Source organism: Ruminococcus sp. OM06-36AC, assembly GCF_003438725.1.
GTDB lineage: Bacteria > Bacillota > Clostridia > Oscillospirales > Ruminococcaceae > Ruminococcus_C > Ruminococcus_C callidus.
In genome coordinates, this window is sequence record NZ_QSTT01000002.1 from 276,764 (window position 1) to 302,028 (window position 25,265).

23 protein-coding genes and 1 riboswitch are annotated in these 25,265 nt (G+C 45.1%); of the genes, 15 read left to right on the forward strand and 8 right to left on the reverse strand.

Features of this window, described 5'->3' with window-relative positions; genetic code table 11:
* Positions 1-1,080 (reverse strand): aspartate-semialdehyde dehydrogenase, encoded by a 1,080-nt coding sequence (gene asd / locus DXB92_RS03285; RefSeq protein WP_040647583.1) that lies wholly within the window; start codon positions 1,078-1,080, stop codon positions 1-3.
* Between the two features lie 103 nt (positions 1,081-1,183).
* A riboswitch (Lysine riboswitch) is annotated at positions 1,184-1,355 on the reverse strand.
* A 60-nt stretch (positions 1,356-1,415) separates the two neighbouring features.
* Here asd and queA point away from each other — a divergent pair.
* Positions 1,416-2,459, forward strand: coding sequence for a tRNA preQ1(34) S-adenosylmethionine ribosyltransferase-isomerase QueA (gene queA, locus DXB92_RS03290; protein ID WP_021682281.1), 1,044 nt, complete (start codon positions 1,416-1,418; stop codon positions 2,457-2,459).
* A gap of 112 nt (positions 2,460-2,571) precedes the next feature.
* Positions 2,572-3,705 (forward strand): tRNA guanosine(34) transglycosylase Tgt, encoded by a 1,134-nt coding sequence (gene tgt / locus DXB92_RS03295; RefSeq protein ID WP_021682280.1) that lies wholly within the window; start codon positions 2,572-2,574, stop codon positions 3,703-3,705.
* A 99-nt stretch (positions 3,706-3,804) separates the two neighbouring features.
* Here the strand turns inward: tgt and raiA are convergent, their stop codons facing one another.
* Positions 3,805-4,329, reverse strand: coding sequence for a ribosome-associated translation inhibitor RaiA (raiA, locus tag DXB92_RS03300; protein ID WP_021682279.1), 525 nt, complete (start codon positions 4,327-4,329; stop codon positions 3,805-3,807).
* Between the two features lie 303 nt (positions 4,330-4,632).
* On the opposite strand from raiA, the gene DXB92_RS03305 reads away from it, so the two are divergent.
* Genes DXB92_RS03305 through DXB92_RS03315 form a run of 3 tightly spaced genes read left to right on the forward strand, consistent with a single transcriptional unit; the run spans position 4,633 to position 7,737 of the window.
* A complete protein-coding gene (locus DXB92_RS03305) occupies positions 4,633-5,094 on the forward strand; it encodes an FHA domain-containing protein (protein ID WP_021682277.1) in 462 nt (153 codons plus the stop codon).
* On the forward strand, positions 5,087-6,382 hold the full coding sequence (locus tag DXB92_RS03310) for an FtsW/RodA/SpoVE family cell cycle protein (protein ID WP_117732389.1): 1,296 nt from the start codon (positions 5,087-5,089) through the stop codon (positions 6,380-6,382). Before DXB92_RS03305 ends, DXB92_RS03310 begins: the two co-directional genes overlap by 8 nt.
* Complete coding sequence (locus DXB92_RS03315) at positions 6,379-7,737, forward strand: penicillin-binding transpeptidase domain-containing protein (RefSeq protein WP_021682275.1); 1,359 nt, start codon at positions 6,379-6,381, stop codon at positions 7,735-7,737. The genes DXB92_RS03310 and DXB92_RS03315 overlap by 4 nt, the downstream gene beginning before the upstream one ends.
* A gap of 88 nt (positions 7,738-7,825) precedes the next feature.
* On the opposite strand, the gene DXB92_RS03320 is transcribed toward DXB92_RS03315, so the two are convergent.
* The 4 genes from DXB92_RS03320 to gatC all read right to left on the reverse strand — a co-directional run bounded on the left by DXB92_RS03320 (position 7,826) and on the right by gatC (position 13,336).
* Positions 7,826-8,506 carry a GTP pyrophosphokinase family protein gene (locus tag DXB92_RS03320; protein WP_021682274.1) on the reverse strand — a complete coding sequence of 227 codons (681 nt, stop codon included), beginning with the start codon at positions 8,504-8,506 and terminating at the stop codon, positions 7,826-7,828.
* 117 nt (positions 8,507-8,623) lie between these two features.
* Entirely contained in the window at positions 8,624-11,494 is a 2,871-nt protein-coding gene (gatB, locus tag DXB92_RS14320) for an Asp-tRNA(Asn)/Glu-tRNA(Gln) amidotransferase subunit GatB (protein WP_338095171.1), read from the reverse strand.
* Between the two features lie 17 nt (positions 11,495-11,511).
* Positions 11,512-12,966, reverse strand: coding sequence for an Asp-tRNA(Asn)/Glu-tRNA(Gln) amidotransferase subunit GatA (gene gatA, locus DXB92_RS03330; RefSeq protein WP_117732391.1), 1,455 nt, complete (start codon positions 12,964-12,966; stop codon positions 11,512-11,514).
* Between the two features lie 91 nt (positions 12,967-13,057).
* Positions 13,058-13,336: an Asp-tRNA(Asn)/Glu-tRNA(Gln) amidotransferase subunit GatC gene (gatC, locus tag DXB92_RS03335; RefSeq protein ID WP_040647582.1), complete on the reverse strand. Its 279-nt coding sequence runs from the start codon at positions 13,334-13,336 to the stop codon at positions 13,058-13,060.
* 283 nt (positions 13,337-13,619) lie between these two features.
* On the opposite strand from gatC, the gene dapF reads away from it, so the two are divergent.
* The 7 genes from dapF (at position 13,620) to DXB92_RS03370 (ending at position 21,663) form a co-directional block, all read left to right on the forward strand.
* A complete protein-coding gene (gene dapF, locus DXB92_RS03340) occupies positions 13,620-14,468 on the forward strand; it encodes a diaminopimelate epimerase (protein ID WP_117732511.1) in 849 nt (282 codons plus the stop codon).
* 213 nt (positions 14,469-14,681) lie between these two features.
* Positions 14,682-15,884: an LL-diaminopimelate aminotransferase gene (locus DXB92_RS03345; protein ID WP_117732393.1), complete on the forward strand. Its 1,203-nt coding sequence runs from the start codon at positions 14,682-14,684 to the stop codon at positions 15,882-15,884.
* A gap of 82 nt (positions 15,885-15,966) precedes the next feature.
* Positions 15,967-16,236 (forward strand): ACT domain-containing protein, encoded by a 270-nt coding sequence (locus DXB92_RS03350; RefSeq protein WP_021682268.1) that lies wholly within the window; start codon positions 15,967-15,969, stop codon positions 16,234-16,236.
* A gap of 36 nt (positions 16,237-16,272) precedes the next feature.
* Positions 16,273-17,631: a PFL family protein gene (locus DXB92_RS03355; protein WP_117732513.1), complete on the forward strand. Its 1,359-nt coding sequence runs from the start codon at positions 16,273-16,275 to the stop codon at positions 17,629-17,631.
* Between the two features lie 10 nt (positions 17,632-17,641).
* Positions 17,642-18,898: an aminoacetone oxidase family FAD-binding enzyme gene (locus DXB92_RS03360; protein ID WP_117732395.1), complete on the forward strand. Its 1,257-nt coding sequence runs from the start codon at positions 17,642-17,644 to the stop codon at positions 18,896-18,898.
* Between the two features lie 6 nt (positions 18,899-18,904).
* Positions 18,905-20,512, forward strand: coding sequence for an FAD-dependent protein (locus DXB92_RS03365; protein WP_117732396.1), 1,608 nt, complete (start codon positions 18,905-18,907; stop codon positions 20,510-20,512).
* A gap of 95 nt (positions 20,513-20,607) precedes the next feature.
* Positions 20,608-21,663: a tyrosine-type recombinase/integrase gene (locus tag DXB92_RS03370; protein WP_117732398.1), complete on the forward strand. Its 1,056-nt coding sequence runs from the start codon at positions 20,608-20,610 to the stop codon at positions 21,661-21,663.
* A 99-nt stretch (positions 21,664-21,762) separates the two neighbouring features.
* Here DXB92_RS03370 and DXB92_RS03375 read toward each other — a convergent pair whose 3' ends face one another.
* The gene (locus DXB92_RS03375) at positions 21,763-22,275 is read right to left on the reverse strand and encodes a tRNA (cytidine(34)-2'-O)-methyltransferase (protein ID WP_021682263.1); all 513 of its coding nucleotides are present in this window, start codon (positions 22,273-22,275) and stop codon (positions 21,763-21,765) included.
* Between the two features lie 122 nt (positions 22,276-22,397).
* On the opposite strand from DXB92_RS03375, the gene DXB92_RS13485 reads away from it, so the two are divergent.
* Positions 22,398-22,571: a hypothetical protein gene (locus tag DXB92_RS13485; RefSeq protein WP_156902500.1), complete on the forward strand. Its 174-nt coding sequence runs from the start codon at positions 22,398-22,400 to the stop codon at positions 22,569-22,571.
* A gap of 88 nt (positions 22,572-22,659) precedes the next feature.
* On the opposite strand, the gene DXB92_RS03380 is transcribed toward DXB92_RS13485, so the two are convergent.
* Positions 22,660-23,217, reverse strand: coding sequence for a flavin reductase family protein (locus tag DXB92_RS03380; protein WP_117732400.1), 558 nt, complete (start codon positions 23,215-23,217; stop codon positions 22,660-22,662).
* A gap of 309 nt (positions 23,218-23,526) precedes the next feature.
* Between DXB92_RS03380 and DXB92_RS03385 the strand changes: the two genes are divergently transcribed.
* Positions 23,527-24,000 (forward strand): sigma-70 family RNA polymerase sigma factor, encoded by a 474-nt coding sequence (locus DXB92_RS03385; protein ID WP_117732402.1) that lies wholly within the window; start codon positions 23,527-23,529, stop codon positions 23,998-24,000.
* Positions 23,984-25,258 carry a hypothetical protein gene (locus DXB92_RS03390; RefSeq protein ID WP_117732404.1) on the forward strand — a complete coding sequence of 425 codons (1,275 nt, stop codon included), beginning with the start codon at positions 23,984-23,986 and terminating at the stop codon, positions 25,256-25,258. Before DXB92_RS03385 ends, DXB92_RS03390 begins: the two co-directional genes overlap by 17 nt.
* Positions 25,259-25,265: the final 7 nt, after the last annotated feature.

Below are 25,265 nucleotides of genomic sequence, written 5' to 3' on the forward strand. Positions count from 1 at the left end.
TTAGTCCATATAGCCCTTTGCTGCCAGCAGTTCTGCCAGCAGAACGCCGCCGCCTGCTGCACCGCGGAGAGTGTTGTGAGAAAGGCAGACGAACTTATAATCAAACATAGTATCTTCTCGCAGACGACCTACAGACACTGCCATACCGCCTTCAATGTTACGATCCAGCTTTGCCTGCGGACGGTCATCTTCCTGGAAATAGTGAATGAACTGCTTCGGAGCAGACGGCAGTTCCAGTTCCTGCGGTACGCCCTTGAAGTCTTCCCAGATCTTCAGGATCTCTTCCTTGGACGGCTTCTGCTCAAAGGATACGAATACAGCGGCAGTATGACCATCAGAAACCGGCACACGCAGGCACTGTGTGGTGATCAGCGGGCTGTCTGCACTGACGATCTGTCCGTTTTCGATTTTGCCCCAGACCTTCAGCGGCTCCTTTTCGGACTTTTCTTCTTCACCGCCGATATACGGAACGATGTTGTCAAGAATTTCCGGCCAGCGTTCAAAAGTCTTTCCGGCACCGGAAATTGCCTGATAGGTGCAAGCCAGAACATTCTGAATGCCATACTTCCGCAGCGGGGACAGTGCCGGCACGTAGCTCTGAATCGAGCAGTTCGACTTTACAGCGATAAAACCACGCTTCGTGCCCAGACGTTTTCTCTGGCTCTCGATGACCTCGATGTGTTCCGGATTCACTTCCGGTACAACCATCGGCACATCCGGTGTGAAACGGTGTGCAGAGTTGTTGGATACGACAGGGCATTCTGCCTTTGCGTAGCGTTCTTCCAGTGCACGGATCTCGTCTTTCTTCATGTCTACGGCACAAAATACGAAGTCTACCATGCCTGCGATCTTGTCAACATCAGCAGTTGCATCAAACAGAATCATCTGCTTCATAGATTCCGGCATCGGCTTCTGCATTGCCCAGCGGTTGCCGACAGCTTCTTCATAAGTCTTTCCGGCAGAACGGGGAGAAGCCGCCAGTGCGGCCACATGGAACCACGGGTGGTTTTCCAAAAGTGTCGCAAAACGCTGTCCAACCATACCTGTTGCACCGATAATACCGACCTTGTACTGTTTCATTTTTGTCATTCCTCCAAAAAAATCTTAAAAATATGAAAAAACCGGTTGAAAACCGGCGGCTCATGCGATATAATAGAATAGAATGACGTACACCGAATGGTATATCGCCGATAGCACTCCATCATAACGATGACAGTCATATCCCTGTTTGGAAATATGCCCAGAAGCTGTGTCACCGGTACAGCTTCTTCGGCACGAACGCCTTTCTGCTCCGATCATCGCGGAATGGTAACCTGTCGGAACATACTCATCGCAAGTGCGCCTCTACCTATTCCTATCATATCATTTCTATGGGAATTTGTCAATAACATTTTTGCGAAAAAGAGGAAAAGCTCATGAAAAAATCAGATTTTTACTATGATTTGCCGGATGAATTGATTGCACAGACCCCTGTTGAGCCAAGAGATCACTCCAGATTGATGCAAATTGACCGGAATACCGGTGAGATTCAACACAAGCATTTTTATGATCTGTTAGAGATTCTGCAACCGGGTGATCTGCTGGTAATGAATGATTCCCGCGTTCTTCCGGCACGTCTGTACGGAGAGAAAGTAGATAATGGCACCTTTATTGAATTCCTGCTGTTGGAACAGAAAGGGGATAAGCTTTGGGAAATCATCTGCCGTCCCGGAAAAAAAGCAAAAGTCGGTGTAAAGTTCTCATTTGGCGGTGGCAGATTGATTGGTGAAGTCGTTGAAGTGAAACCGGACGGCAATCGAATTGTGCAGTTTACCTGTGAGGGTAACTTTTATACTGCACTGGAAGAAGTGGGACAGATGCCGCTTCCGCCGTATATTCACGAAAAGCTGAAAGACAAAGAACGCTATCAGACAGTTTACTCCAAGGAACTCGGCTCTGCGGCGGCTCCTACAGCCGGACTGCACTTTACAAAAGACATGCTGAAAAAGCTGAAAGAGAAAGGCGTAAATGAAGCCTATGTGACACTGCATGTAGGATTGGGAACGTTCCGTCCGGTAAAGGAAGATGACGTATTGCAGCATCAGATGCACAGTGAGCACTATCATCTTCCTCAGGAAACGGTAGATATGATACGGGAAACCAAGGCAAACGGCGGTCGTGTCATTGCAGTGGGCACAACTTCCTGTCGGACGCTGGAAGCAGTTGCTACGGCACACAACGGGGAACTGGTGGCAGAAGACGGCTATACGGATATTTTTATTTACCCCGGTTATTCATTTAAGGTACTGGACGGTTTGATTACAAACTTCCACTTGCCGGAAAGCACTTTGATTATGCTGATTTCCGCATTTCTGGGATATGAAAAGACTATGCATGCCTACGAAATCGCTGTACAGGAAAAATATCGTTTCTTTAGCTTTGGAGATGCCATGTGTATCTTGCCAGAGAAAAGCGAATGAAATCAAACTGATGTGCTTCTTTGGTATCAGTACGATACGGCATGCGGAATGCGGAATGCATCTAACAATACAATGATAAAGACAATGATAAAGCAGAAAGGAATTTACACGAATGTTTACACTTTTAAAAACCGAAGGACATGCCCGAAGAGGCATCTTTGAAACCGTACATGGCACCATTCAGACACCCTTCTTTATGAATGTAGGAACTGCTGCGGCCATCAAAGGCGGCATATCGTCCATTGACTTGGCGAATGAATTAAAATGTCAGGTAGAACTTTGTAATACCTATCACTTGCATTTGCGTCCGGGAGATAAAATCGTCCGTCAAATGGGCGGACTGCACCAGTTTATGAACTGGCACAAGCCAATTCTCACAGACAGCGGCGGATTTCAAGTGTTCTCTTTGGCAAAGCTTCGCCGTATCCGAGAGGAAGGCGTTTACTTCCAGTCCCATATCGACGGTAAGGCGATTTTCATGGGTCCGGAAGAAAGCATGCAAATTCAGTCGAATCTTGGCTCTACCATTGCAATGGCATTTGACGAGTGTGTAGAGAATCCGGCACCGTTGGATTACGTGAAGAATTCCTGTGCCAGAACGACCCGTTGGCTGATTCGCTGCCAAAAGGAAATGCAGCGGTTGAATAGTCTGGAGGGGACTATCAATCCGCATCAGATGCTGTTTGGCATCAATCAGGGCGGTACTTACGATGCGATTCGTGTATCGCATATGCAGGAAATTGCACAGCTTGGGCTGGATGGTTATGCCATTGGCGGTCTGGCGGTAGGAGAACCTACAGAGATCATGTATCACATCATTGAGCAGGTGGAGCCACACATGCCTGTTGATAAGCCGCGTTACCTTATGGGTGTAGGAACGCCTTCAAACATCATTGAGGGCGTTGCACGCGGCGTAGACATGTTTGATTGTGTAATGCCCAGCCGAAACGCACGGCATGGAACGATCTTTACATGGGACGGTATTCTGCATATCACCAATGCTGCTTATGAAACGGATTCCCAGCCATTAGATCCGAAATGTGACTGTCCGGTATGCCGAAATCATACACGTGCTTATGTGCGGCATTTGTTTAAGGCAAAGGAACAGCTGGCTGGCCGTCTGGCAGTAATGCACAATCTCTATTTCTATAATACGCTGCTGGAACGGATTCGTGATGCACTGGACGCAGGGGAGTTTGCACAGTTCCGCAAGGAATACAGCGAACGGCTGGCTCAGAGAATCTAAGGAAACATTGTATAAAAAGAAAGCGGATACTGCATGACACAGTATCCGCTGTATGTTCAGAAACAAGTTGTAAAAAACAAAGGAGCAGGGAAGAAAGCTTTATTCGTAAATCGGCTCCAGAACCGCATATTTGCCGTCTGCACGCTTGTAGACAACATTGACTTCACCGGTATTGGCATTGGTGAACATGAAGAACGAGTGTCCCAGCAAATCCATTTGCAGAATTGCTTCGTCCAGATCCATGGGGTGCATTACAAACTTCTTGTGGCGAATGACTTCGTGATCTGCTTCGACAACCGGTTCTTCCAGCATGCCTGTAAATGCAGCTTCTTTCAATTTCTTTTCGACACGAGTTTTGTTCTTGCGAATCTGGCGAATAATCTTATCGATGGAAGCATCCAAAGCATCTTCCTTATCTACAGCAGACTGTTCTGCACGATAAATCAGGTTGTTATAAGTAACCGTCAATTCGATGACGATCAGATTTTTGTGTGTTGCCATTGTGATTTTTGCTTCTGCTTCACTGCCGAAAAATTTGTCCAGTTTTGTACTCAGACGCTTTTCAGCATACTCTGTAAAGTTTTGCGGGATCTGCATTTTTTTCGCTGTGATTGTAATTTTCATGATGAATTCCTCCTTCTACAGTTCGCTGCAAGATACCGAAGCATTTTACGTTCGAACTGTTTGTTTCTCATATTATAACATATTTCTAGTTTGGTGGCAAGTACTTTTTTATTTTTTGTGGAATACATACAAAAACAATTCTCTGGTTTCGTGAAAATAGCTGATTATTTCGACAAAACAGCACTTCGTGATTGGCAATTTATACAAAACAAGGAGATTGGACTTGCAACTTTTCAAAAAATCGATTATCATAGTCATAGAGTGTTTCATCTATAAAAATTATCTGGATAGGAGGTTTGGAACATGCTTGACAAGCTTTTATCTTCATTGCAGGGGATACCGGCATATTCTATTTTAATTAGTGCTGTTGTTGTCATTTTTATTGCTGTTAGTGTTCTGGTGATGTTTGGAACTGCACGGCAGGAAAAAGAAATCGAACAGCTTCGTTGGGAAAAGGTCAGTGCTCACATGGCATTGTACGACACTTCACGCCGTGTTGTCATTCCGTTGGAAGCGGATGAAATCCTGATCGGCAGACACGGAGCCGCAGATATTCGTTTTACGGACATGAGTGTTTCCCGTTATCATGCAGTGCTTTATGTGTCTAACGGGGTGTGGAGCATCATGGATCTGGATTCCAAATCCGGAACATTTGTCAACGGCAGGCGGATTCGTTCGCAGGTCAAACTCAAAGACATGGACGAGATTCGCTTTGGAACAAAATCGGTGATAATCCGGCAGCGAAGGAGGAAACAGAATGTATAAAAACGGACTCACTTATGGAAAATGCACCACAATTGTCTTGCTGACACACATTATTATGCTGCTTGCGATTCTGCTCCGCGGCAAATATGATACGCCGCAAGACATTTTGCCGTTGGCAGTTGCTGTGATCGGGTTAGATCTCACGTATAGTATAGTGCTGCGATTCCTGTACCGCCAAATGACTTATACGCTGGATTTTGTATTGCTGCTGCTTATCAACATCAGTGTCATGTTTCAATCCTGTTTTGGCGGTGTTGGATTTGCGGCAAAGCACTATGTTACTTGTATTGTAGCACTGGCAGTTTGTCAAGTTGGTTTCCTTTTGACACGAAATCATGTTTGGATTCAATCTAAAAAAATTGTGCTGTATATTCTGTTGGGTGTGCTGATTTTGAGTATTTTGCTGCTGACTGGCAGTCGAAGCATGTGGATCAACATCGGACCAATCAGTATTCAGCCGTCAGAATTTATGAAGCCAGTCTTTGTTTTGATTTGTGCGACCTCTATTCGGGAACAGCATGAGAAGAAAAAGATTCTGTTTTTCTACGTTTCCAAGGAAATGATGATCCTGACAGGAGCATTTATTGTCATTGTAGGTTTGCAGTGGTGGTGTCGTGATTTAGGTTCGCTGCCTACTTTTGCCGCTGCGTACGGTTGTGCGTTGGCATGTCGCTTGTGTTATCCAAAAGCAAAATTTTCCAAGAAAACAATTATCGGAATCAGTGCTATTGCTGCGATTCTTGTAGCATTGGCATTGCGATTTGCACCGGGTTATGTACAAAACCGTCTTTCGGTTGACATCTGGAATCAAATGGAGGGAGATGGATACCAGCAGTGTAAAGCTTTGATTGCGATTGCAGAGGGCGGTTTGTTCGGAAAGGGACCGGGCTGCGGCTCTTTGTATAAAGTGTTTGCCTCGGACACCGATATTGTTTTTTCTACCATTTGTGAAGAATGGGGCTTTTTGGTGGCATTGCTGTCGATATTGATCTTAATGGCAATGATGCTGCTTCCGATGATCAATAAACCTCGTAGCTATTTCCATACAACTATGATTCTTGGCTGCGTGGCAGTGTTGATTGTGCAAATGGGCTTGAACATCTTCGGCTCCTGCAATCTGATCCCGTTTACTGGTGTTACAATTCCGTTTATTTCGCAGGGTGGTAGCTCCATGATTACCAGTGGATTCTTAGCCGGTATGCTGAAAGCGGGACAGTCACCGGTATTTAAGAAACCGGAACCGAAAAAGAAAAAAGCCAGAGCAAGAAAGGCGGTGGCTGCGGCATGAAAAGCATTCAAAGTATCCGACGCGGAGAACGGCTGACCATTCTGATTTTGATTGTGTTTTTCCTAGGCATGGGTGTTTTGGTTTGGAAAGTAGTAAAAGAATCTTCCTTTTATATGTCCCATTCTGATGATGTGACGCTGGGAATGGTCTATGACCGAAATAATCAGATTTTATTTGATCCAAATGCTTCTACAGAAACCTATGACGAAAATTACTTCTTAGATGTGGGAAATGTGATTGGCGATGACAGCGGTCAGATGACAAATACGCTGGTTTCCGAAAACATTGAAAAACTGCAAAACTATAGTTTGATTTTTGGTGCAACGCCTCACGGAAAAACGGCAATTTACTCCACATTGGATCATAAAGCCAACCAAACGGTATACAATGCTTTTGGCAGCAAAAACGGAACGGCAATCGCTTACAACTATCAGACAGGAGAGATTCTGGTGTGCGTCAGCAAACCCAGTGTCAATATTCTGGATAATTACAGCAATATCAGCGAATTGCCGGACGGCAGTTTGATTTGCAAAGCGTTTTATGAAACCACTCCCGGCTCCACACAAAAAATTGCAACCACTGCTGCGGCTCTGGAAACATTCGGTTATGATGGACTGATGTCCAAAACATATACTTGCAACGGCATCTATACCACAAAATACAATCAGCAGATCAAATGTCATGACCTTAACGGACATGGCACACAGAACATTGTGCAGGGGTTTGAGAACAGCTGTAATCCGTTTTTTGCACAGCTGGTACAGGATATGCCGTTGGATAACATTATTCAAACATACACACGTATGGGCATTGCAGTAAACGATACAAAAATGCAGAAAATCCAATTTGACGGATTGTCTTCTTTCAGTGCTTCTACAAAGCTGACAGATACCAGCGACTTCGACACCATGTGGAGTTGCATGGGACAGAGCGAAGCACTTGCAAGCCCACTGCAAATGATGCTGTGGGAGAGTGCCATTGCCAATGCCAGCGGAAAAGTAACAGAGCCATATCTCATTGACCATACTACTAACGTGACTGGGAGCACAAAATATGAAGCAAAAACCACCTATGGAGAGAACAACATCTTTTCCGCAGAAGTAGCCAGTCAGATAAAACAGATCATGCGACAAAATGGACAGGAACGCTACAGTTCTATTGGCTATCCCGTTGGTGTAAAAAGCGGTACAGCACAGGTACAGAACGGGGCATCGGAAAATTCTTTGTTGGTTGGATTCAATGATGATCCCAATTTACCGATTGCATTTTGCGTAGTAATTGAAGACCGTGTTTCTGGTGAAATCTCTACTTCGGATATTGTTTCAACAATGCTGAATGCACTGAATCAAAACTAATTCGCATCAGCACAATAAACAAAAAAGCGTTTTGCAGGCAGAATATAATCTGCCTTGCAAAACGCTTTTTTGTTATGCATAAAATGCCTTAAAGCAAATTGATTTTTTTGAACATGTCCTGCATCTTCTGATCGATTCCTGAAATAGTTTCGGAACACTCTTTCAGTTCGCCAGTCAGGGAAGCGGCAATTTTAGGATCGCCAGTAGACTTGTAATGCAGCTGATGCTCCAGACTTGCCCAGAAGTCCATGGCAATGGTACGAATCTGAATCTCTACAGGAGCAATTTCTTTGCCGTTGGACATGTAGACCGGTACATCCAGAATCATGTGAAAACTCCGGTAACCATTCGGTTTTGGATTTTTGATATAGTCCTTGATTTTTCGCAGCTGAAAAGCACTGTGGTCTGTCAGGAGGTCTGCAATTGCATAAATGTCATCAATATAGCAGCAGATTACCCGAACCCCTGCAATATCTGTTAAATTGTTGCGGGCACTTTCCGGTGTAACCGGCATGCCTTTCCGCTGCAACTTTCCCACAATGCTCTGCGGTGTCTTAATACGGCTTTCGATATTGTGAATTGGATTTCGCTGAAACCGCATACTGAATTCGTTGTCAAAAATATTCAGCTGTGTCTTTACCAGTTCAATTGCAGAATCGTAAAGATGTTCCAATTCCAAAAACGAATAAAACACATCTTGAATCTGTTCTTCCTTGTGTTCCGGAACCACATCGCGAATGGCATCCAGATAAAATTCCTTGTCGTCCATATAGATGATCCCTCCTATACAGAAAACGCACACAAAGACCGTGCATTTGTGTGCGTTTTACGAAAAATCAGAGTACATACAATGCTACTCTATACGATTTGCAAATGATAATGCCTATTACGGGAGCAGACGGTTGATGTCACGCGGGAACATGCTTGCCTGACGAACATTTGACAGACCCAGCAGCTTCATAACCAGACGTTCCAGACCAATACCCAGACCGCCGTGCGGAGGCAAACCATACTTGTGAGCTTCCAGATAGTATTTGAAGTCCTCCGGATCCAGACCTTGTGCGTGCATCTTGTCCAGCTGTTCCTGATAATCGTGGATACGCTGACCGCCGCTGGTAATTTCCAGACCGCGGAACAACAAGTCGAACTTGTATGCCAGACGCGGATCTTCTCTGGAGTTCATTGCATAGAACGGCGGCTTAGAGGACGGGAAATGCGTAACAAAGATAAAGTCGCTGTCGAATGTTTTCTTTGCGTATTCGCAGATTGCCACTTCGTCTTCCGGTTCCAGATCCAGCTTGTTTTTAGAACCCTTGTTGCCCAGAATTTCCTTTGCTTCCAGCAGGGTAACGCTGGGAATATCCCGAATTACCGGTACATCTGCTTCCAGCAGTTCCAGTTCAAATGCATAATGCTTTTTCAGATATTCCATGACATATCGCAGGCATGCTGTTTCCATTGCCATAACGTCATACATGCTGTCAATGTAACCCATTTCAAAGTCCAGACCAATGTATTCGTTGATATGACGAGATGTTGCGTGCTTTTCTGCACGGTATACCGGTGCAATTTCAAATACGCGGTCAAAGAATGCCACAGCAGTCTGCTTGTAGAACTGCGGGGACTGGTTCAGGAATGCCGGTTTGTCAAAGTATTCCAGATGGAAGATATTCGCACCACCCTCGGCACCTTGTGCAACGATCTTCGGGGTATGGATCTCTGTGAAGCCCTGTCCAATGAGGAATTCGCGGAATCCACCGACAACGCCTTCCTGAATCTTGAAAATGGCACGTTCATAAATGTTACGCAGGGCAACAGAACGGTTGTCCAGATTGATGTCCAGTGCACAGCCCAGTTTTTTGTTGGAAACTTTCAACGGGTATTCCTCGTTGCAGTTTGCAATGACTTCCAGTGCAGACAGCTGCAACTCTACGCCGCCGACAGCCTTTTCATTCTTTGTAACCTTACCGCGAACCCAGACAAAGTTGCCTTCCCGAAGTCCGGTGATAGAATCCTTGCACTGTTCCGGTACGTACAGCGACTGAATCAGGTAACGACCGGTACGCAAAATCAGGAATGCAAAACCACTCATCTGGCGGATCTTATGTACGCAGGCACGCAGAGAGATTTCTTCTCCTATATGATCTGCTGCATCAGAGAAATCAAATTCGTGCAGCAGATGATCAGTATTGATCTGTGTGATGCCGTCTTTCTTCTCCGGAATATACTGATTCGGATTAGTGAACTTAGTGCATTCTACTGATTTAACTTCTTCTGCCGCATTTGCCTTGTCAGCAGATTCTTCCGCAGTGACTGCCGGTTTTGCTTCTGCCAGTTTGGTTTCCAGTAGTTCCTTGATTGTACTGGGGGTGCAAACACCGCGAAGGGATTTGGTGCATTGTCCCATCAGGAAGCCGAATACTTTCTTTTCACCAGACTGATACTGTGAAACAGCTTCTGCATTCTCTGACAGAATTTTGCTGATAACCTCTTCTGCCTTTTTGGTATCGTTGACAATCAGCATGCCGGATTCTTCTGCAATGACCTTTGCCATTTTTCCGGTTTCGATCATCTGACGGAGAATCTTCTTGGCATCGTTCTTGGATACCTGTTCGGTATCTGCCATTTTTACCAGTTCTGCAAATTCAGCAGGGAGGAAGGGCAGTGCTTCCATAGAAACTTCGCCCAGATTTACACGGCGAAGCAGTTCTACAATGATAAAGTTCGCAATGCTCTTAGGTGCGTTATAAACTGCAACGGCATTGTCGTAGAAATCGGAAACGCTCTTTTGGTTGATCAGAATTTGAGCATCTGTCTTGGACAGGCCATAGTCTTTCATGTAGCGTTCCATACGCTTATACGGCAGTTCCGGCAGCATATCTCGAATGGAATCCAGCATTTCATCTGTAAAGTTGACCTGCAAAATATCTGGTTCCGGGAAATACCGATAGTCATGTGCGTTTTCCTTGCTTCTCATGGAAGAAGTTTCGCCCTTGTTTTCGTTGAAACGACGGGTTTCCTGCACAACTTTTTTGCCGGCGTCCAGCAGTCTGGACTGCCGCTTGATCTCATAATTGATGGCACGGGTAATCGATTTCAGAGAGTTCATGTTTTTGATCTCTGCACGAGTACCCAGTTCCTTATCCTCCGGACGCATAATAGAAACATTGACGTCGCAGCGGAGAGAACCTTCTTCCATTTTACAGTCACTGACACCAGCGTACTGCAACAGGAGCATAACCTTTTCAATGAAAGCCTTCGCTTCTTCTGCGGAAGAAATATCCGGCTCTGTAACGATTTCTACCAGCGGAATACCACAACGGTTGTAGTCTGCCAGAGAAACGGCGTTGAAGTCATCGTGCACCAGTTTTCCGGCATCTTCTTCCAGGTGGATATGGTTGATTCGGATATACTTCTGTCCGTTCGGGGTGTCAATAGCAACTTTGCCTTCCAGACAAAGCGGATAATACAACTGGGAAATCTGATATGCCTTCGGCAAGTCCGGATAGAAGTAGTTCTTTCGGTCAAAAACAGAAAACTTGCTGATGTCGCAGCCCAGTGCCATACCAGCCTTTACCGCATATTCTACAGCAGTCTGGTTGATGACCGGCAGTGTGCCCGGCATACCGGTGCAGACCGGACAGCAGCGGGAGTTTTGGCTTCCACCGAATTCTGCACTACAGGTACAAAAAACTTTGGATTTGGTCAGGAGCTCCGCATGGATTTCCAGACCAATAACAGGAATATATGATGACATGATAAAACTGCTCCTCCTTACTTCAATACCGGAACAGCGGTTTCAAACTGCTGTTCAAAGGCATCTGCAACCTGTAGAATGGTTGCTTCATCGAACTGCTTGCCCACAATGGACATACCGATCGGCATGCCTGCTGCATTATAGCCGCAGGGGGTAGAAATTGCCGGCAGGGAAGCAATATTTACGGTTACCGTACAAATATCCGCCTGATACATCTTTACCGGATCAGAAATGTTTTCATGTACGCCATAGGCAACAGACGGGGTTGTCGGTGTCAGAATTACATCACAGGTTTCGAAAATGTGTGCATATTCTGCGGAGATTCGCTGCTTGAGTGCCATAGCCTTTCCGTAATATGCATCATAGTAACCGCTGGACAGAGCATAGTTTCCGAGCAAAATACGGCGTTTTACTTCGCTGCCGAAGCCTTCGCTTCTGGAGTTGCAGATCAGTTCTTGGAATGTGTCGCCGACCTTGCTGCGGTGACCATATTTGATGCCGTCGTAGCGGGACAGGTTGGAAGAAGCCTCTGCGGAAGCAATCAGATAATATGCTGCAACAGCGTATTTCAGACTGGGCATGCTGCATTCCACCAGTTCTGCTCCCATTTTTTCATAAGTTCTTGCAGCCTGCATCACTGCATTTCGAACTTCATCGTCAATACCATCTGCATAGAATTCCTTCGGGATTGCAATTTTCAGTCCCTTGATGTCTTTTCCCAGTTTTGCGGTATAGTCTTCCGGATTGCGTTTGGAAGATGTACCATCGTGCGGGTCAAATCCTGCAATGGCATTTAAAATCCATGCACAGTCCTGTGCGTTTTTGGCAATCGGTCCGATCTGATCCAGAGAGGAAGCGAATGCCACCAGACCATAACGGGAAACTCTGCCGTAGGTCGGCTTCAGTCCGGTAACGCCGCAGAACGCTGCTGGCTGACGAATGGAGCCGCCGGTGTCCGAACCCAGTGCAGCCGCAGCCAGAGAAGCAGATACGCTTGCTGCGGAACCGCCGGAAGAACCACCCGGCACACATTCAGTGTTAAACGGATTGCGGGTTTTTGCAAAAGCAGAAGTCTGTGTGGAACCACCCATTGCAAATTCGTCCATGCTTGCTTTTCCCAGCATAACAATGTCCTGTGCAGCCAGTTTTTCCATTACAGTTGCATTATACGGCGGAATGAAATCTTCCAGCATTTTTGAAGCACAAGTGGTCTTGATGCCATCTGTGCAAATATTGTCCTTGATTGCCATGGGAATGCCGCAAAGCACGCCTGCATTTCCCACATCAATTTTTTTCTGTGCAGCAGCGGCATCTGCCAGAGCACGCTCTGCTGTTACTGTAATATAACTCTGAATGGTATCATCATATTTTGCAATGCGATCCAGATAGCCCTGTGTCAGTTCCGGTGCAGAAATTTCTTTGCTGTCCAGCATCTGACGCAGTTTTCCAATGGTTTGTTGCGTAAGATCCATATGTTTTCCTCATTCGTCCGCAGACGAATGCCTCCTTTTCTGATTGTTATCCGGCGAAAAGCACGTACACAACGGGTGTGGCTTATCGCGATTATTCTACAACCTTTGGCACAACGAAACAGTTTTCGTCGTTTACAGCGTTTTGCAGAATCTTTTCTGTAGGGAAACTGTCTTCCTTGATGTCTTCCCGCAAGTCGTTCAGATAAACATTTTTATTGTCGGCATATGCATCATACTGAATGTCGATTTCCTTTACGGTATCCATAATTTCAATGATGCTTGTCATTTCAGATGCCATTTGCTCCATTTCTTCTTTTGTAAAATGAAGCTTTCCCAATTCTGCCAGATAGGCAATCATCTGTAAATCCAATCTTGACCCTCATTTCTATTTCTGAAATTGCAGAAATTTATTCCGCGGCAAAGCCGCAGACATCTGCTCAAATTTACACAGGTTTTATTATAACATAATCCCTTGAATTTTGCAAGGCTTTTCTTACGGGAAAGCACAAAAAAACAGAATTTGAAAATTTTTTCCGGATATGCTTGATTTTTTTCCGGTTTTTCAGTATAATAGAATGTGATATTGTTTGGAAACCCTTGTGTCTGTCAAAACATAGAGTTTGGGATTTCCAAGGTAGGGAGGATTCATAATGCTGACTTTTTCAAAAATGCACGGCATTGGCAATGACTACATCTACATCAACTGTTTCAAGGAAACCGTAACGGATCCGGAAAAGCTTTCTGTTTTTTTAAGTGATGTTCGGTTTGGCGTAGGTTCTGACGGTCTGGTTTTGATTCTTCCGTCAGAAGTTGCAGATTTCCGAATGCGGATTTTTAATGCAGACGGCTCTGAAGCAATGATGTGCGGCAATGCCACCAGATGCATCGGCAAGTATGTTTACGACATGGGCATGACTGACAAAACAGAAATTTCGCTGGAAACAAACTCCGGCATCAAGTATCTGACACTGTATCCTGATGCCAACAACAAGATTGAAAGCGTCAAAGTGGATATGGGAAAGGCAATCCTCGTTCCGAGAGAAATTCCGGTCAATTCGGATCTGGAACGGTTTATTGCACAGCCAGTAACAGTGGACGGTAAGGAATACGCAATGACCTGCGTTTCTATGGGAAATCCGCATGCAGTTGTGTTTTTGCCGGAAGTGGATTCTCTGGATCTGGAGAAAATCGGTCCGTCTTTTGAACATCATGAGCTGTTTCCGGATCGGGTGAATACGGAATTTGTCCGCGTGATCGATGACCATACGCTGCAAATGCGTGTATGGGAACGGGGAAGCGGTGAAACCTTTGCCTGCGGTACCGGCACTTGTGCCACTGTAGTGGCAGCAGTTCTCAATGGATTCTGCAAAAAGGAAGAAGAAATTCTGGTACATCTCCGCGGTGGAGATCTGCGTATTATTTATCACGAAGATGATACAGTCACTATGATCGGACCTGCAACCTATGTTTTTGAAGGAAAGATGGAGTATCCGAATCTCTAAAGCAAATGTAGGGTGTGTTGATACGAAGCCTGACACATGTCTTTTGGGTTGATTTTCCCCGTTCGTCGTTAAAAATCCTTGCCATGCGAAAGCACACCTGCGAATTTTTGCCTAGAACGGAGAAAAATCACCTCATAAAATTCACATATCATTATAATGATAATGTCAACACCCTCTAAATCATAATTTTAATTTCATAAAGGAGTATTTCAAATGCCAACGATCAATGAGAATTTTTTGAAGCTGGAAAAGAATTATTTGTTCATCAATATTGCAAAAAAAGTCAATGCGTTCATGGCTGAAAATCCAGACGCACCGCTGATTCGTATGGGCATCGGCGATGTTACACTGCCGATTGCACCGGTTTGCGTAGAGGCAATGAAAAAAGGTGCCGATGAAATGGGCGTAAAAGAAACCTTCCGTGGCTATGAGGACAGCGGCTCCGGCTATGATTTCCTGAAAGAAGCAATTGCAGGATATTACAAGAAGTTTGGCGTTTCTCTGGAACTGGATGAAATTCGTGTCAATGACGGTGCCAAGAGTGACTGCGGCAATATTGTAGACATTTTTGGCGATGACAATATTGTACTGATTACGGATCCGGCATATCCGGTTTATGTAGATTCTAATAAAATGAACGGCAGAACGGTAATTTATGCAGATTCTGATGAATCCAACGGTTTTGCAGCTATGCCAGATTCGTCTGTTCATGCAGATTTGATTTACCTCTGCTCTCCAAACAACCCGACCGGTTCCGCATATACCAGAGAACAGCTGAAAGAATGGATTGCTTACGCTAAGGCAAATAAAGCAATCATTATCTTTGATGCTGCGTATGAAGCGTTCATCACGGATCCGGACGTTCCGCACAGCATTTACGAAGTAGACGGTGCTAAGGAATGTGCCATTGAAATGTGTTCTCTCTCCAAGACAGCAGGCTTTACTGGTATGCGTTGCGGCTATACTGTTATTCCGACCGCACTGCATGTAATCGCTTCTGACGGCACCGATGTCAGCATTGCACAGATTTGGGGCAGACGGCAGGGCAGTAAGTTCAACGGCGTTTCCTATCCGGTACAGTGTGCAGCAGCAGCTGTTTTCACGGAAGAAGGACAGAAACAGATTCGCAAGAACATTGCATACTATCAGGAAAATGCTGCAATTATTGCAAAGACTATGGAAGAACTGGGGATTGAATATACCGGCGGGAAGAATTCTCCATATATTTGGTTGAAGTGCCCTAAGGGTATGAACAGCTGGGAATTTTTCGATTACCTGCTCCACGAAGCAGCAGTTGTCGGCACACCAGGCGAAGGCTTCGGCAAGAACGGCGAGGGCTGGTTCCGTCTGACTGCATTTGGCGACAGAGAAAAAACCAAGGAAGCAATGGAACGCATGAAGAAGCTGCTTTCTTGAAAAAATTGGCTGCCTGAAATAATATAAAAAAGTCAAAGCCGTTTTCGGCTATGATAGAAATGACAACGGAGGATTATTTATTATGCGTGCTGTAATCACAGTAATTGGTAAGGACAATGTAGGTATTCTGCATCAGGTAAGCGGCGTTTGTGCAAAGTATCAGGCGAATGTGCTGGAAGTGACTCAGAGCGTTTTGCAGGATATGTTCGCCATGATCATGATGGTGGACATCACGGCAATGACAACAGATTTCACACAGCTGAGTGACGAACTGAACAGCTTGGGTGAAACACTGGGCTTGTCCATTCACGCTATGCATGAAGATATTTTCAATGCAATGCACCGTATCTAAGAAAACGCAGGAGAAGATTATATTATGAATAGCACTATGTTTAATGCAGGAGATATTCTGGAAACGATCCGAATGATTCAGGATGAGTGTCTGGACATTCGTACTACCACGATGGGTATTTCTCTGCTGGACTGTATTGACCCCGACATCAATAAGGCTTGTGATAAGGTCTATGACAAGATCACAAGAAAGGCAGAAAAGCTGGTAGAAACCGGTGAAAAGATTGAAAAGGAATACGGTATCCCGATCATCAACAAGCGAATTGCCGTAACACCGGTTGCTATGCTGGCAGCTGCATGCCCGAAGGAAAATCCGGTAAAGTTCGCCAAGGCTTTGCAGCGTGCAGCTGAAACCTGTGGTGTCAACTTTGTCGGCGGTTATTCCGCACTGGTTCACAAGGGATTCAGTGCAGGAGATCTGGAACTGATTCGTTCCATTCCGGAAGCACTGGATGTAACTACTCGTCTGTGTTCTTCTGTCAACGTAGGTTCCACCAGAAGCGGTATCAACATGGATGCAGTTCGTATCATGGGTGACATTGTTCTGGAATCTGCAAAGCTGACAGCAGATCGTCAGTGTGTTGGACCGTCCAAGCTGGTCATTTTCTGTAATGCACCGGAAGATAATCCGTTTATGGCTGGTGCGTTCCACGGTGTCGGTGAGCCGGATTGCGTTATCAATGTTGGTGTTTCCGGACCGGGCGTTGTACGTTCTACCGTATCCAAGTATCCGGACGCTTCGATCGATCAGATTGCAGACATCATCAAAAAGACCGCATTCAAGATCACCAGAATGGGTCAGCTGGTAGGTGCAAAGGCATCGCAGATGCTGGGCGTTCCGTTCGGCATTGTAGACCTTTCTCTGGCACCCACACCGGCTGTTGGTGACAGCGTTGCACATATTCTGGAAGCAATGGGTCTGGAAACCTGCGGTACACATGGTACTACAGCTGCTCTGGCTCTGCTGAATGATGCGGTAAAGAAGGGCGGCGTTATGGCTTCTTCCAATGTTGGTGGTCTGTCTGGTGCGTTTATTCCGGTTTCGGAAGATGCCGGCATGATCGATGCAGCAGTAGACGGCACATTGACACTGACAAAGCTGGAAGCAATGACTTCTGTTTGCTCCGTTGGTCTGGATATGATCGCAGTTCCCGGCGATATTGAAGCGTCTACCATTTCCGCAATTATTGCAGATGAAATGGCAATCGGTATGGTCAACAACAAAACAACCGCAGTTCGTTTGATTCCTGCAATTGGTCTGAAGGAAGGCGATATGTTGGAATTCGGCGGTTTGTTCGGCAGTGCACCGGTTATGCCTGTAAAGCGGAAGTCCGCTGCAAAGTTCATTGCACGCGGCGGTCGCATTCCAGCACCGATGCACAGCATCAAGAACTAATGGGAGAACCATGCAGCAGTATACAACAGATATAATGATTATCGGCGGCGGAGCCTCAGGCCTCGCCGCCGCTGTTGCAGCAAAACGTTTTTGTCCGGAGTTATCTGTTACAATTCTGGAGCGTAATTCCAGAGTTGGAAAAAAGATACTGGCTACCGGAAACGGTCGCTGCAACCTTGGGAACATTTCAACAGATTCCCGATATTATTACGGCTCCTGTAAAAAGTACTGGAATACAATTATAGAACAGACGCAGCCAGCAGAAGCATTTTTTCAAAGCATGGGACTGTACTGCCGTCGTGAATCTGATGGCAGGCTGTATCCCTGTTCGAATCAGGCGGCGAGCGTATTAGATGCACTTCGTTTGACAATAGAACAAGAGGGGATTTCTGACGTTTGCGATTGTTTGGTTTCCGATATACAGCAGACGGAATCGGGAATTTTGGCAAAGACCACACAAGGAGATTTCCTTGCAAGTGCGGCAATTGTAACAACAGGTGGATTTGCTGCTCCTAAAACCGGCTCTGACGGGTCAGCATTCTCATGGCTTTTGAATTTGGGGCATCATTGCAATGCACCAAAGCCGGCATTGGTGCATTTTTTAACAAAACCAGTCTTACTGCGATTATTGAAAGGTATCCGTCTTTCGGCAGAAGTGACTGCAATTTCTGAAAATGGCACTGTTCTTGCGGTAGATACAGGAGAAGTGCAATTTACAGAACGGACTATCTCCGGAATATGCGTGATGAATCTGTCTGCTGCTTGTGTGGGACAGGAACCGGCTGCAATTTGTCTAAGGCTTTTGCCAGAAATTCCAGAACAACGGCTACTTCCTTTGTTGTGGCAATTATATGGCGTTCGGACAAATTGGAAACTGGAGGACTGGTTGACTGGCTTGCTGCCTAAAAAGGCAGGCATACAGCTTTTGCGAAGTGCCGGTATTGCCATGTCAATGGATACGCCTGTTTATGAAATTACGCCGCAGCAATTGGAGCAAGTTGTGAAAACTATTCTTACTTGGAAATTTCCGGTTTTCTCCAGGGGTAGTTGGCAAGAGGCTCAAGTGACTTCCGGTGGCATTCCAGCAGAGGAAATTGATGCGGATTTGCAATCTCGTTTGGTAAATGGCTTGTTTTTTGCAGGTGAGATCTTGGATTTTCATGGAAACTGCGGCGGTTATAACCTGAATTGGGCATGGCAATCCGGACAATTTTCCGGAGAAAATGCGGCGAAACAAATTTTGCAGAATTTTGCAGAAAAGAGGTGACACTGTATGCTTAAATTAACGAATCTCTCTATGCCTTTGCGGTTCACGGAAGATATTTTGCGGCAGAAGATTGCACAACGGCTGCATATTTCAGCACAAGAAATTCAGTCAGTGTTATATTTGAAACGCTCTGTTGATGCACGGAAAAAACCGAAAATCACTGTGATTTTGACCGTTGCAGTTGCCGTTTTAAATGAGGAAAAAATTCTGCGGCGTGCTGTAAAAGATGCTGACATTCAGTCGTATGTACCTTATTATTATCGTATCCCAAAATGTACAGTTCCCGTAAGCCAAGCAAATCGTCCTGTAATTGTGGGATTTGGTCCGGCGGGCATGTTTGCGGCATTAGTTCTGGCAAAGGCGGGATTGCGTCCAATTGTACTGGAACGTGGAAAATGCGTGGAGCAGCGACAAGAAGATGTGACAAATTTCCGAAAAACCGGCGTACTCTGTACAGACAGCAATGTGCAGTTTGGCGAAGGCGGTGCAGGAACATTTTCAGATGGCAAACTGACAACTGGCATTAAGGATCCGCGAATTCGTTTTGTGCTGCAAAGCTTTGTAGAGTGCGGTGCACCGGAAGAAATTCTCTATCTGGCAAAACCGCATATCGGAACGGATAAGCTGGTACATGTCGTGCGAGAAATGCGGAAAACAATTCAACGATACGGCGGAGAGATCCTCTTTCAGGCTCACATGGAAAAGCTGGTACAGAAAAATGGCAAGCTGACAGCTGTACAGTACCAAAAGGACGGAAAAACGACAGAAATTCTTACCTCTCACTGTATTCTTGCTGTGGGGCATAGTGCTCGAGATGTGTTTGAAATGCTGTACAATGCGAACATTTCTATGACGCAAAAAAACTTCGCAGTCGGTATGCGAATCGAGCATTCGCAGGATTGGTTAAATCATGCCATGTACGGCAGGGAAGCCTCTCCGCCGGAACTGCCGGTTGCAGATTATAAGCTGGCTGTGCACTTGCCAAATAAACATAGTTTGTACACATTTTGCATGTGTCCGGGTGGGGAAGTCGTTGCAGCATCTTCAGAACAACATCGACTGGTTGTCAACGGTATGAGTAATTATGCCAGAAATGGCAGAAATGCCAATAGTGCATTACTGGTCGGTGTTTCCGCGGTAGAGTTGCAGGATTCACATCCGTTAGCCGGAATGCGGTTTCAACAGAAACTGGAAGAAGCTGCATTTCAAGCTGGCGGCGGCAATTATTATGCACCAGTTTGCTGTGTTGGCGATTTTTTGCAAAAACACGCTGCGACTGGTTGCGGAAAAATTGAACCAACGTATCAGCCGGGTGTCAATTGGATTTCACCAGATGAATATTTACCGGCATTTGTTGCAGAAACTTTGCGACTTGGAATTCCAGCCATGGATCGTAAGATTCATGGATTTGCAGCAACAGATGCAGTATTGACTGGCGTAGAAAGCCGCAGTTCGTCGCCTGTACGCATTGTTCGGAACGAAAACTGTGAGTCAGTGTCGCTGGCTGGTTTGTATCCATGCGGCGAAGGAGCCGGATACGCAGGTGGAATCACATCTGCGGCAGTAGACGGAATTCGTTGTGCAGAACAGGTGCTGCAGGCATATTTGCAATGAGCCGAAATATGACAGGGAAATGCTAATATGCAATTGCACCAAATACAAATTTGGTGCAATTAAGAGGGCCCAATTACGAGGGGAGGGCAATTATTTTGGAAATTGATCGCAAACAGTGCCCTGATTTTTTTCTGGATTATATTTTATATATCACTGTAACGAAATCATTGTCTAGCCGTACGGTACAGGAATACTACCTGGACATTCGTTTGTTTCTGAAGTATCTTCGCATGATGCGTGAGCCGCAGTTTCAGGACATCAACGACTTGCAGCAGATTCCGATCAAAGATATGTCCATATCTGCTTTGCAATCTGTGACATTGCAGGACTTATATAACTATCTGTATTATGTTACAGAAGAACGTGAAAATCATGATCGTGCCCGCGGCCGAAAAGTTTCTGCACTGCGTAGCTTTTTCCGCTATCTCTGCCAACATCAGAAATTGATTTCGCAAGACCCGACTGAGCAATTGGAACTGCCATCGCCGAAAAAAGCTTTGCCGCGATATTTGACATTGGAACAAAGCCAGCAATTGCTGCAATCTTTGAATTCTGCATATCCAGAACGGGATTATTGCATATTGACATTGTTCTTGAATTGCGGAATACGGCTTAGCGAACTGGTGGGTTTGAATCTTTCAGACATCAACTTCAAGGAAGCCAAAATGCGTGTGCTGGGCAAAGGCAATAAGGAACGCATGGTGTACTTAAATGAAGCCTGTATGGACGCACTTCACGCGTACTTACAAGTTCGTGAGTTGCCTGAGGGCTCTGCGGAAACTGCTGTTTTCCTGAGCAAGCGGCATACACGGATCAGCAAACGGCGTGTGCAGCAAGTAGTAGAAACTGCGTTGGCACAGGCAGATCTTGGCGGACAAGGCTTTTCTACCCACAAGCTGCGGCATACTGCGGCAACGCTGATGTATCAGTACGGAAATGTTGATGCATTGACGCTAAAAGAAGTATTGGGACATGCAAGCACCTCTACAACAGAGATCTACACCCATTTGTCCAATCAGATTTTGAAACATGCGACAGACAGTTCGCCTCTGGCACACTTTGAAAGAAACAGTCAAAGTCAAGCTGAGCAGGAAAACAATGAAGATCATGAATCGAAATCAGAGAATACAGATATTACAAATCCAGAGTGAATCACTAATACATAACATTGATATGTATTGCTAAAACAACGGGCAAGTTACAATAATCATGTAACTTGCCCGTTGTTTTTATATCAATTTCAAAGTATTTTATTCCCATGTAAACTGTGTCAGTTCGCCTTCTACAGATAACTCTGGATATTCCCATTGCCGTAATACTTCATATGCTGCAATTGCCACAGAATTGGAAAGGTTCAGACTGCGAAGGGTATTTCGCATAGGAATGCGAACACAGGTGTCCGGATGTTGTACTAGCAGAGATTCGTTCAGTCCTTTGTCTTCTCTGCCGAATACCAGATACACAGGTTTATCTGTTGGATAAGAAACATCACTGTGAATATGTCTGCCCTTTGTTGTGAAGAAATACCTCTCCCCTTCCGGATTTTTGTCGCAAAAGTCCTCCCAGTTCGTGTAATATGTCAAGTCCAGCTTGTCCCAATAGTCCAACCCCGCACGCTTGAGGTGCTTGTCTGTCACCGTAAATCCAAGAGGTTCCACTAAATGCAGCCTTGCTCCAGTAACGGCACAGGTTCTGGAAATATTTCCGGTATTCTGCGGAATTTGCGGTTCGACTAAAACGATGTTCAATTGTGATAATTTCATAAAAGCCCTCTCTTTTCCAGTTGTGGAATGGATATACAGGGATAAATGCAGTCTTCTTTTCGCATAATAAGCATGCAGCAGAAATCGCTGAAAAATGAAAATGCGGAAAGGAGTATGCAAAAATGACCGTAAAATCTGTAGTTCGCGGGGTTACAGTTGGTGCAACTGTAGGAACAGTTTGTTATATGATGTCCAAGGCAACCTCTAAGCAGAAGCATGACATTCGAAAAAATGCCGGTAAGGCAGTCAAAGCTGCTGGTTGTATTCTGGACGATCTCACTTCTCTGATGTGGTAAATTCAATAGTATCGCTATCGCATAGAAATCACGCAGCTTTTTGAAACTGCGTGATTTTTGCTTTTTAGATTTGACTTAGAATATGTTTTTATTTCAGCTGGTTGCCGTCAGAAAATGCGGTGCCAACTTTTTCACCCAGTTTGCGATAGGTGTGAGCAACGCTGTCGAAAACAATCGGATTTACCTTGTCAGTATCAATCTTTCCATTTTCGTCCAGCACACGCTCATCAGCACAAACATTGACAATTTCGCCGACAACAATGCCGTCTTCATTGAACTTTACCAGCTTGCACTCCAATGCCATCGGGAATTCCTGAAACAGCGGAGCATCAACTGTAGCACTCTTTTCTGCGTGCAGACCGGACTTTTCCATTTTATCCGGTGTGTTATTTCCGGAAACCAAACCCACATAATCAGCTGGAACAGCCGTATCCGCAGTTGCAAAGCTGACTGTGAAAGAACCCTTTGCTCGAATATTCTTTGTCGTCTTGTGGCTTTCACTCAAGCAAAGCATGATCTGATTGGTTTCATAAATGCCGCCCCAAGCCGCATTCATGGCATCGGGCCTTCCGTTTTCATCATAGGTGCCGACGATGAGAACCGGCATCGGATACATCCATGTCTGTGCTCCAAAATTTTTTCTCATTTGTAAGACTCCCTTTTCGATAAAATCCGGCAGGACAAATCCCGCCTTTTTTATTATAGCACAATTTTGGGGGATTGTCCAGCTGTTCAAAATACATTTTCAGAAAAACAGCAAATTTGCAAACTTGTTAAAATTATGGTATACTGGGGATTATGATATAGAGCATATTCACATAAAAATGAATAGCACCGTTGAAATACATTCTGATATGTCATAGAATTTTATAGTTCAAAAAATATTTACAAATTTAAACGCACATTTTTCCAGTTTAAACGTTAATGCCAATGAGAGGGGTGAGATGCAGTGCCTATGAATCTGTCGCAGCAATATGACAAGATCTATCGATATTGTTTTTTTCATACCAGATGTCAGGAACTTGCAGAAGATTTGACGCAGGAAACATTTTTGAGATACTATCAGCATCCGCAGTATCAAAGTACCGGAAAAGAATTGCAGTATTTGTATGTAATTGCAAGAAATCTTTGTATTGATACATACCGCAAGCCCTCTGCCGAACCCCTCAGTGAGGAAAATATGCCGGTTGTTTCTGTACAAGATGATGATTTTATCACACATGTAGCACTGCGAAATGCTCTTTCAGAATTGACAGCGGAAGAACGGGAACTGATCCTGCTCCGTTATGTCAATGAAGTGCCTGTCGCGGTGATGAGCCAGCTGTACGGAATATCCCGCTTTGCACTGCATCGAAAATTGAAAGCTATACTGGCAAAACTGCGAAAACATTTTGGAAAGGAGGCAGACGGGTATGAAACGGAAATATAAAAAGGCACTGCAAGACTGTTTTGAACCGCCTGCTCCTCAAAGAAAAGCACAGTTTCTACAGCAAATACAGGCTGAACAATCACAAGATACCGCCACTCCCCTCTTTTTTCAGCGGTATCCGAAGTGGATTCGACAGTCTGCAATGGTGTTCTGTGCAGCTGCGGTACTGGGCATCGGGTATGGTGCGTATCAAGCGTTTTTCGATTCCAGAGATCAACTCGAGGTTGTTCCGCCGCAGGAAACCACAACAACAGCCTGGACAGAGCCGGCAACAACGACTACGGCAGAAACAACACGAACAACAGTTACTACCGGTGAAAAAAATTCTGCTGAAACAGTTTTAGCAACCGCAGAAAATACTCTGTCAAGTTCAACCAGTACAGTATCCAAACATACCACCTCTCACCAAGTACCGGAAAAATCGACTTCGGATTCCAAGCAAACTACAATGGCGGTTTCAACTGTAAGAAGATTTGATACGACAACAGCAAAAGCAGTTGTGACTTCTGTTGCATATTCTACCACACGGAAAAGAACAACGACTGGCACAAAGCATATGACCACTCCCCTTGCATCAACAGCAGTTGCATCAGAGCATACGACTGCTGCACAGACAACAACACGCTATATGGACGGCAAAAATGATATACAGACCGTCACAACGCGTGCTGATTCCTGTGAACCCATGCAAACAAAAGATTATACGGTACAGCCGCCATGCAGTTATACAGTTGCAAAACACGTTTGGGAAGTTGCCTCAGTAGGTATAACATTTGACACACTTTCAGATCTGATTGCAAAATCGGATACGATTGTACTCGGCACAACAAATGCTGTAACTTATACCAGTATTCAGGGACAGCCGTGGATTCAAGTTGATGTCAAACTGGAAATGGTTTTTGATTCGGCAAAAGAGTTGCATTACGGAGATTGCATTTCAATTTATATAAAGGGCGGTTATATGCCAATGACGGAATATCTTTCCTATATAGGAGAAACACCGGAACAATGGAATATGACGGCAGAGCAGGCAGCAGAAACCAGTCTGTTTGAGAACAATGGAGATATATCACTTCCTAAAGTCGGAGAAACGCTCCTATATTTCTTGAATGATGGCGGAGATGCGGTGCCTGACGGAGCATATGTTCGATACTCGGAATTCTATTGGAAAAACGGCGTATACTTTAATTCGGATGCCAATAACCCGCTTACTTTTACGGGCAGCGAACTGGTAGATGCCATTCACAAATTCAACTGAAAAATTA

What these genes read in the sequence shown, in the direction of transcription:
- DXB92_RS03360 (WP_117732395.1), top strand. Translation starts at nt 17,642, where the DNA reads ATGCAGCAGTATACAACAGATATAATGATTATCGGCGGCGGAGCCTCA.
- DXB92_RS13485 (WP_156902500.1), top strand. Translation starts at nt 22,398, where the DNA reads ATGACCGTAAAATCTGTAGTTCGCGGGGTTACAGTTGGTGCAACTGTA.
- DXB92_RS03385 (WP_117732402.1), top strand. Translation starts at nt 23,527, where the DNA reads ATGAATCTGTCGCAGCAATATGACAAGATCTATCGATATTGTTTTTTT.
- gatA (WP_117732391.1), bottom strand. Translation starts at nt 12,966, where the DNA reads ATGGATCTTACGCAACAAACCATTGGAAAACTGCGTCAGATGCTGGAC.
- DXB92_RS03350 (WP_021682268.1), top strand. Translation starts at nt 15,967, where the DNA reads ATGCGTGCTGTAATCACAGTAATTGGTAAGGACAATGTAGGTATTCTG.
- DXB92_RS03320 (WP_021682274.1), bottom strand. Translation starts at nt 8,506, where the DNA reads ATGGACGACAAGGAATTTTATCTGGATGCCATTCGCGATGTGGTTCCG.
- DXB92_RS03315 (WP_021682275.1), top strand. Translation starts at nt 6,379, where the DNA reads ATGAAAAGCATTCAAAGTATCCGACGCGGAGAACGGCTGACCATTCTG.
- DXB92_RS03365 (WP_117732396.1), top strand. Translation starts at nt 18,905, where the DNA reads ATGCTTAAATTAACGAATCTCTCTATGCCTTTGCGGTTCACGGAAGAT.
- tgt (WP_021682280.1), top strand. Translation starts at nt 2,572, where the DNA reads ATGTTTACACTTTTAAAAACCGAAGGACATGCCCGAAGAGGCATCTTT.
- gatB (WP_338095171.1), bottom strand. Translation starts at nt 11,494, where the DNA reads ATGTCATCATATATTCCTGTTATTGGTCTGGAAATCCATGCGGAGCTC.
- DXB92_RS03380 (WP_117732400.1), bottom strand. Translation starts at nt 23,217, where the DNA reads ATGAGAAAAAATTTTGGAGCACAGACATGGATGTATCCGATGCCGGTT.
- DXB92_RS03390 (WP_117732404.1), top strand. Translation starts at nt 23,984, where the DNA reads ATGAAACGGAAATATAAAAAGGCACTGCAAGACTGTTTTGAACCGCCT.
- DXB92_RS03345 (WP_117732393.1), top strand. Translation starts at nt 14,682, where the DNA reads ATGCCAACGATCAATGAGAATTTTTTGAAGCTGGAAAAGAATTATTTG.
- DXB92_RS03375 (WP_021682263.1), bottom strand. Translation starts at nt 22,275, where the DNA reads ATGAAATTATCACAATTGAACATCGTTTTAGTCGAACCGCAAATTCCG.
- DXB92_RS03305 (WP_021682277.1), top strand. Translation starts at nt 4,633, where the DNA reads ATGCTTGACAAGCTTTTATCTTCATTGCAGGGGATACCGGCATATTCT.
- raiA (WP_021682279.1), bottom strand. Translation starts at nt 4,329, where the DNA reads ATGAAAATTACAATCACAGCGAAAAAAATGCAGATCCCGCAAAACTTT.
- asd (WP_040647583.1), bottom strand. Translation starts at nt 1,080, where the DNA reads ATGAAACAGTACAAGGTCGGTATTATCGGTGCAACAGGTATGGTTGGA.
- DXB92_RS03310 (WP_117732389.1), top strand. Translation starts at nt 5,087, where the DNA reads ATGTATAAAAACGGACTCACTTATGGAAAATGCACCACAATTGTCTTG.
- queA (WP_021682281.1), top strand. Translation starts at nt 1,416, where the DNA reads ATGAAAAAATCAGATTTTTACTATGATTTGCCGGATGAATTGATTGCA.
- DXB92_RS03355 (WP_117732513.1), top strand. Translation starts at nt 16,273, where the DNA reads ATGTTTAATGCAGGAGATATTCTGGAAACGATCCGAATGATTCAGGAT.